The following is a 7,138-nucleotide window of genomic DNA, read 5'->3' on the forward strand; positions in this document are numbered from 1 at the left end:
CTTCGGTCATGCGGCTCGGAACATGGTGGAAGGGGGCTGGCGGCGGCGGCCAAGATGCGGTAGGCCCCCATCCAGCGCCGCACTAGCCGGCAAACGCCAGTCAACTCTTCTTGCAGGATTTAAAACCGTGGTGAAAGTCATCGCCAGTTCGCTCCGCAAAGGCAATGTCGTCGACAAGGACGGCAAGCTTTATGTGATCCTCTTTGCCGAAAACATCCACCCAGGCAAGGGCACGCCGGTAACGCAGCTCGACATGCGCCGCATCGGCGACGGGGTGAAGGTTTCGGAACGCTACCGCACCACCGAGCAGGTCGAGCGCGCCTATGTCGAAGAGCGCGAGCACACCTTCCTCTACCGCGACGGCGAAGGCTTTCACTTCATGAACCCGGAAACCTACGACCAGGTGGCGGTGTCGGAAGCCGTGGTCGGCGACATGGCACCTTACCTGCTGGAAGGCATGGCCGTGCAGGTGTCGCAGTTCAACGGCATTGCCATTTCCCTGGTGCTGCCGCAGCGCGCCACCTTCGAAGTGGTGGAAACCGAGCCGACGACCAAGGGACAGACGGCCTCGTCGTCCTACAAGCCGGCCGTGCTGTCCAACGGCGTACGCACCCTGGTGCCCCCCCACATCGCGCCGGGCACCCGCGTGGTGGTGATGACGGCTGATGGGGCTTATGTGGAGCGGGCGAAGGACTGAAGACGAGCGGTGGGGTTACGGGTTTACCGGCCAGCCCTGCGTTTCACCAGGGCTCACCCTTGTCCTCTTCCGCTGTCTCCCCTTGAACGCGGCGCCTCCGCCCGCACAGCGATATTTTTCACGAAGCATGTCGCAAACACCCTGCGCGGTCCGTCCTTTGAGCGAAGAAGGAGAACGCCATGCGAAAACTTATCGTCACCGAATTCATTAGCGTTGATGGTATTGCCGAGGTCGAGAAGCTGCCAAGCGTGACCTGGAACGACGAGATGAACAGGTTCAAGGAGGACGAGCTTGCCGATAGCGGCGCCATGCTTTTGGGGCGCACGACCTATGAGATCTTTGCCGGCTCCTGGCCGACGGAAACCGGAGATTTTGCCGAACGGTTCAACGCGCTGCCGAAATATGTCGCGTCGAACAGCCTGAAGGCGCTCGACTGGAAGCCTGCCGAATTGCTGAAGGGACCGCTGCCGGAAGCGGTCAGGACGCTGAAGCAAGGCAGCGGCGGCAACATCTATGTGCATGGCAGCCTCAGCGTCGCGCAGGAATTGCTGCGCCATGGCCAGGTCGACCGCGTCAGGCTGCTCAGTTATCCCGGCACCGTCGGCCAGGGCAAGCCGCTGTTCCCAGGCGGCGAACCGGTGGCGCTGGAATTGATTTCTGCGATGCCATTCAGCAACGGCGTTGTGGCGCTGGAGTATGCGCCGGTGGCGGCGAAGTCGTAAATCGGTTGGAGCCTTTCAGATCGAATGGGGAAGATGCATCCTCACCCGACCTGCTTGCCCCGTCTCCCCTTGATGGCGGCGCTATTCCTCGCCTCCACCGCCTTCTCCACCTGCCGCTTCAGTTCGTCCTTGATATCCACCGTCTCGTTCATCAGCGCGTCGATCTTCAGGAAATCGAGGACGCGGTATCTCGACACTGCCGGGCGGACCAGGATGTCGGGGCGGCATTGCTTCAGCTTGTTGGCGATGATCGACTGCATCATCAATTGCGTGGCGCCGAACATCAGGTCGACGGAGGTCGGCTGTTTGCGGTCGGCCTCTTCCGGTGCGCCGACGACGTCGACGCCGATGATGATGTCGGCGTCGTTCTCGATCAGGTCGAACGGCACGGGGTTGTAGATGCCGCCGTCGATCAGCAGCCTGCCGTCTCGCATCACCGGACGGAACACGGCGGGAATGGCCGCTGACGCCGCCAGCGCGGAGTGCAGGTCGCCGTCTTCGAAGACGGCCAGCTTGTGACCGAAATAGTCGGTCGCCGTCACCTTCAGCGGGATTTTCAGCTCGGCAAAGGTTTCGGGGATGGCCTCGGGCAGAAAGGCTTTCAGGATGCGCTCGACATTGAACTGGCTGACGCGGATGCCGTTCTGCATGGCTTCGGCTATCGTGCCCGGCCGCGCCCGCCACATGCGGCTGGCCACCTCGGCGCGGCGGCCGAGGATCGAGCGGGCGTAGTCGTGGATGTCCTTGCCGGCCATACCCGATGCCATGCCGGCACCCATGATGGCGCCGATCGACGAGCCGGCTATGGCCACCGGCTTGATGCCGAGCTCGTCCAGCGCCTCGATGACATGGATATGCGCCAGCCCGCGCGCGCCGCCGCCGCCGAAGGCGATGCCGAAGGTGGGGCTCATCCCTTGCCGGCTCCGGCCAGTTTCGGGCCGATGACCATGATGGTCGGCTCGGTGGTCAGCAGCTTTTTCGCCGCGGCCTTGACCTGTTCGAGCGTCACCGCGTTGATGTAGCCGGCGCGGCGCTGCATGTAGTCGATGCCGAGATCGTCGAGCTGCAACTCGACCAATGTCGAGGCGATGGCGCTGGACGAGTCCAGATTGTTGATGGCGTAGGCGCCGATCATGTATTTCTTGGTCGCCGCCAGTTCCGCTTCGGTCGGGCCTTGCTCGGCCAATTGCTTGACCACATCGCGGACGATGCCCAGCGTCTCGGCCGCGCGGTCGGAGCGGGTGCCGGTGCTGACGATCAACGCGCTGGCGTGGTCCTGGTTGATCAGCGAGGAGTTGACGCTGTAGGCCAGTCCGCGCTTTTCGCGCACTTCCTGGAACAGGCGCGAGGTGAAGGTGCCGCCGCCGAGGATCTCGTTCATCAGCACGGCGGGGAAGAAATCCGCCGCCTTGCGCTTCACGCCGGGAAAGGCGAGCTGCAGGGAGGTCTGCGGCAGGTCGTAGTCGACCTCGATATGCTGCGCCAGCTTCGGGTCGATATCGGCCACAGGCCTCAGCGCCTGGTTCTGCGGCAGGTCGCCGAACACCATGTCGAGCTTCTTCTTCAGCGTCTCCGCGTCGATGGCGCCGACTACGGCGACATGCAGGCCGCCGCGCGCGAACACCGCTTTGTGCAGGGCTTTCAGATCATCGGACGTGATGGCGGCGATGCTTTCCTTGGTGCCCTGATCGGAGCGGGAATAGGGATGGTCGCCATAGAGGGCGCGCGCCCATTTGTTCTGCGCCACCGTGTCCGGGTCGTTTTCGCCGGCGATGATGCCGGACAGGATCTGGGAACGGATGCGGTCGATCGGCAACTGGTCGAAGCGCGGCTCGTTGACCGCCAGCCGCAGCAGGTCGAAGGCCTGGTCGCGCTGCTCGGCCAGCATGCGCATCGAGCCGTAGATGCCGTCGCGGCTCTCGTCGAAGCTCATCTCGGCGCCGGCATCGTCGAGCTTGATCTGGAAGTCTTCACTATCGAGCGGGCCGGCGCCTTCGTCGAACAGGCCGGTCATTAGATTGGCCAGCCCTTCCTTGCCGACAGGATCCTGCGTCGAGCCGCCGCCAAAGACGAAGCGGATGGCGACGACCGGCACGGAATAATCCTCGACCAACCAGGCGGTGATGCCCTTTGGCGAGGTGACGGACTGGATCTCCATGGCCCGCGCGGTGAGCGCCGGCAGGATGAGGAAGAGGATGGAGAGGAAAAGGGTGGTGAGTGCGGCGAGCGCCCTTCCTTCTCCCCTTGTGGGAGAAGGTGGATCGGCGCGCAGCGCCGAGACGGTTGAGGGGTGGGTGACGGAGCGCCGTCGGCGCCAAGCTGGAACACCCCTCATCCGACCTCGCTTCGCTCGGCCACCTTCTCCCACAAGGGGAGAAGGGAGAGAGCGGCGGTGCTGGTTCGTCATCATCAATTCCCCGCCTGTTGCTGCGGCAAGAGATAGCCGGTCGTCGACCGGGCGAGCACCAGATAGCGCGCGGCGACCGCCTTGACCTCGTCTGCGGTGACCTTGCGGATGCGGTCCGTCCATTGCTGGACGTCCTGCACATTGCCGCCGGTGGCCAGCGTCGAACCGTAGATGTTGGCCATGGAATCCTGCTTGTCGCGGGCAAAGATCATCGACCTGACATAGCGGTCCTTGGCCTTTTCCAGTTCCGATGGCGTCACGCCATCCTTGACGATGCGCACCACCTCCGCATCGACTGCCGCTTCGACGTCGGAAATCCTGGCATCGCCGCGCGGCGCGCCGTAGACGGTGAAGTTGGTGTCGTCGAGCATGGTGCCCTGGAAAAAGGCGCCGGCGCTGGATGCGATACCTTGCTGGACGACAAGCGCCTGGTAGAGCCGGCTGCGATTGCCGCCGCCGAGGATCTCCGCCAAGAGGTCGAGCGCTTCCGCCTCGCCCGGCTTTCCCGAATGATAGGACGGCACCACCCATTGCGTGGAAAAGCTCGGCACGCTCACGCGGGCATCGGAGAGCGTGACCGTGCGCTTGGTGTTCTGCTCCGGCTCGACCGGGCGGATGCGGGGCGGCAGATCGGGGCCGCGCGCCACCTTGCCATAGGTCTTTTCGGCCAGCGCCCGCACCGTGTCCGGTTCGACATCGCCGGCGACGATCAGCACGGCGTTATTGGGCCGGTAGTATTTGTCGTAGAAGGCGGTGGCGTCGACGCGGTTCAGCTGCTGCATCTCCTGCATCCAGCCGATGACCGGAATGCGATAGGGCTGGTTCTGCCACAGCGTCGCATCGACCTCCTCGTCCAGCACAGCCTCGGGGCTGTTGTCGATACGCGAGCGGCGCTCCTCGAGGATGACGTCGCGCTCGGTCTTGATGACATCGTCGGTGAGGATGAGGTTGCGCATGCGGTCAGCCTCGAAGCTCATCATCAGCTCGAGCGCCGACGGCGCCACCGTCTCGTGGAAAGCGGTGTAGTCATAGGAGGTGAAGGCGTTGTTGGAGCCGCCGATATCGGAGACGGCGCGGTCGAACTCGCCGGCCGCATGGTTGGTCGTTGCCTTGAACATCAGATGTTCGAAGAAATGCGCGATGCCGGATTTGCCGGGCGGCTCGTCGGCGCTGCCGATCTTGTACCAGACCATGTGGGTGACGATCGGCGCACGGTGGTCGGGAATGACGACCACCTCCATGCCGTTGTCGAGCAGGAAATCCGTGACCTTGAACTCGGCCGGAACCGTGTTGGGCAAGACGGGGCTCTCGGCCAGCACTGGGCTGGTCACGACAAAAGCCAAGGAGGTCGCCAACAGCGTTCCCCGCAGCCATTCAATCCTGGATGTCATCAACGGCTCCGGTTCTGTCGACAGACGATAGGCAAGGTGCTGGCGACAAGCAAAGTGATTTGTTGATCATGTTGCCGGCAAAGGCGGCGGCAAAGAGGCCGGCCCATGGATGCCGGCCAAGGATACGAGGCGTATCAGGACGCCTCGATGAAGCGGATGACGGTCTCGCCATAGTTGCGTTCGTCCAGCACCGAAAAGCCGGGGCCTGGCTCGAAGGACGCCACCGCGGCCTCTTCGACCACGCACAGCGCGCCGGGGCGAAGCCAGCCGCCGGCTTTGGCCGACTGCAAGGCGCGCTCGCCAAGGCCCTTGCCATAGGGCGGGTCGGCGAAGACAAGGCCGAACGGCGCCAGCGTGCCGGCCTCGCCGAGGCCGGTGGCATCGCGGCGGAAGATCTTGGTGCGGCCGGTGAGCCCGAAGGCCTCGACATTGTCGCGGATCAGGCCACGGCCTTCCGCCGATTCCTCGATGAAGACACCGTAGGAGGCACCGCGCGACAGCGCTTCGAGTCCCAGCGCGCCGGTGCCGGCGAACAGGTCGAGCACGCGTGCCCCGTCCAATTGCTCGGCAAAGCGATGCGCCAGCACGTTGAAGACCGCCTCGCGGGTACGATCGGTCGTCGGACGGATGGCGCTCGAGCGCGGCGTCGCCAACGGACGCCCGCGAAACTCACCACCGACGATTCTCATCTCGCTTTGGGGCCTCGGGGACCGTTGCGCGGACGCTCACCGCCGCCAGCCCCGCCCGGACGTTCGCCGCGCGGCTTGCCGAATGGCTTTGCACCGGCCGGTTTGCCATAGGTCGGTTTGAACGAGGCCTTGCGCGCCTTGGCGTCAGCCGCCTTGGCGGCGTCAGCTTCGGCCCTGCCCTTGCCGATCGGTCGCGCGCCTGGCGCCATCCAGACATTGGCCTTGCGCTGGCCGGGCGGCTCGATCGGCCGCTGCTCGCGCTCGGACTTTTTGCCACCGCCCGGCTTGCCACCAAAAGCACCACGCGGCTTGTCGCCGAAGCCACCGCGCGGTTTGTCGCCGAAATTGCCGCGCGGCTTGTCGCCAAAGCTGCGTTCGGGACGCGGGGCGCGTTCGCCAAAACTCTTCTCAGCGTTTCTGTCGGGGCTTGTCGACAGTTTGCCCAGAGCCTCATCGCGGCTGCCTTCGCGGCGCTTGCGGTTCTTGATCAACCCGCCCTCGCCGATCGGGCGGCGCTCGCCATCGCGGGTGAATTTCGGCCGTTCCGGCTCCGGCTCGCGAACTTCGGTGCGCCGCACCGGCTTGTTGGAAAACGGCTTGGTGACATCGGCGTCGAAATTGGCGCCGGATTCCTCGACCAGGCGCTCACCAAGCTGGTCGCGCAACACCCTGCCCTTGATCTCCAGCACATGGCCCTCGGCGAGGTCATCGAGTTGGAACGGCCCATAGGAGATACGGATCAGCCGCGTCACGTCGAGGCCGAGCGAACCCAGGATGTTCCTGACTTCGCGGTTCTTGCCCTCGCGCAGGCCGATCGTCAGCCAGGCATTGGTGCCTTGCTCGCGATCGAGCGTCGCTTCGATGGCGCCGTAAAAGACGCCGTCGACGGCAATGCCTTCACGCAGGCCGGCAAGCGCGCTTTCCTCGACCTTGCCGTGGACGCGCACGCGGTAGCGGCGCAGCCAGCCGGTGGCCGGCAGTTCGAGCACGCGCGACAGGCCGCCATCATTGGTGAGCAGCAGCAGGCCTTCGGTGTTGATGTCGAGCCGGCCGATGGTCATCAGCCGCGGCAATTCAGCCGGCAGCACGTCGAAGACGGTCTTGCGGCCCTCGGGATCGCGGTTGGTGGTGACGACGCCGGCCGGCTTGTGGAACAGGAACAGCCTTGTGCGCTCGATCGGCGGGATTTCCATAACGTCGAGATGGATGATGTCATCAGGCATCACGTTGAA

The 7,138-nt window shown here is 64.5% G+C and carries 7 protein-coding genes; 2 read left to right on the forward strand and 5 right to left on the reverse strand.

Translation table 11 applies throughout. The annotated features are described in order from the left end of the window. Nucleotides 1–127 precede the first annotated feature (127 nt). Together efp and EN925_RS16350 are read left to right on the forward strand one after the other, a co-directional pair. Nucleotides 128–697, forward strand: coding sequence for an elongation factor P (gene efp / locus EN925_RS16345; RefSeq protein WP_013532351.1), 570 nt, complete (start codon nucleotides 128–130; stop codon nucleotides 695–697). Nucleotides 698–876: 179 nt separating this feature from the next. Next, nucleotides 877–1,419: a dihydrofolate reductase family protein gene (locus tag EN925_RS16350; RefSeq protein ID WP_128336708.1), complete on the forward strand. Its 543-nt coding sequence runs from the start codon at nucleotides 877–879 to the stop codon at nucleotides 1,417–1,419. A gap of 41 nt (nucleotides 1,420–1,460) precedes the next feature. Here the strand turns inward: EN925_RS16350 and EN925_RS16355 are convergent, their stop codons facing one another. The 5 genes from EN925_RS16355 to EN925_RS16375 form a co-directional block, all read right to left on the reverse strand. Beyond that, nucleotides 1,461–2,330, reverse strand: coding sequence for a patatin-like phospholipase family protein (locus tag EN925_RS16355; RefSeq protein WP_013532353.1), 870 nt, complete (start codon nucleotides 2,328–2,330; stop codon nucleotides 1,461–1,463). Next, on the reverse strand, nucleotides 2,327–3,754 hold the full coding sequence (locus EN925_RS16360; RefSeq protein ID WP_127369476.1) for a pitrilysin family protein: 1,428 nt from the start codon (nucleotides 3,752–3,754) through the stop codon (nucleotides 2,327–2,329). The genes EN925_RS16355 and EN925_RS16360 overlap by 4 nt, the downstream gene beginning before the upstream one ends. A 74-nt stretch (nucleotides 3,755–3,828) precedes the next feature. Then, complete coding sequence (locus EN925_RS16365) at nucleotides 3,829–5,217, reverse strand: pitrilysin family protein (protein WP_024504837.1); 1,389 nt, start codon at nucleotides 5,215–5,217, stop codon at nucleotides 3,829–3,831. 134 nt (nucleotides 5,218–5,351) lie between these two features. Next, a complete protein-coding gene (gene rsmD, locus EN925_RS16370; RefSeq protein ID WP_013532356.1) occupies nucleotides 5,352–5,906 on the reverse strand; it encodes a 16S rRNA (guanine(966)-N(2))-methyltransferase RsmD in 555 nt (184 codons plus the stop codon). Further along, nucleotides 5,903–7,138: pseudouridine synthase (locus EN925_RS16375; protein ID WP_164894233.1), on the reverse strand; the 1,236-nt coding region annotated here is incomplete at its 5' end. The genes rsmD and EN925_RS16375, both read right to left, overlap by 4 nt.

Source organism: Mesorhizobium sp. M7A.F.Ca.US.006.04.2.1 (assembly GCF_004022915.1).
Taxonomy (GTDB): Bacteria; Pseudomonadota; Alphaproteobacteria; order Rhizobiales; family Rhizobiaceae; genus Mesorhizobium; species Mesorhizobium ciceri.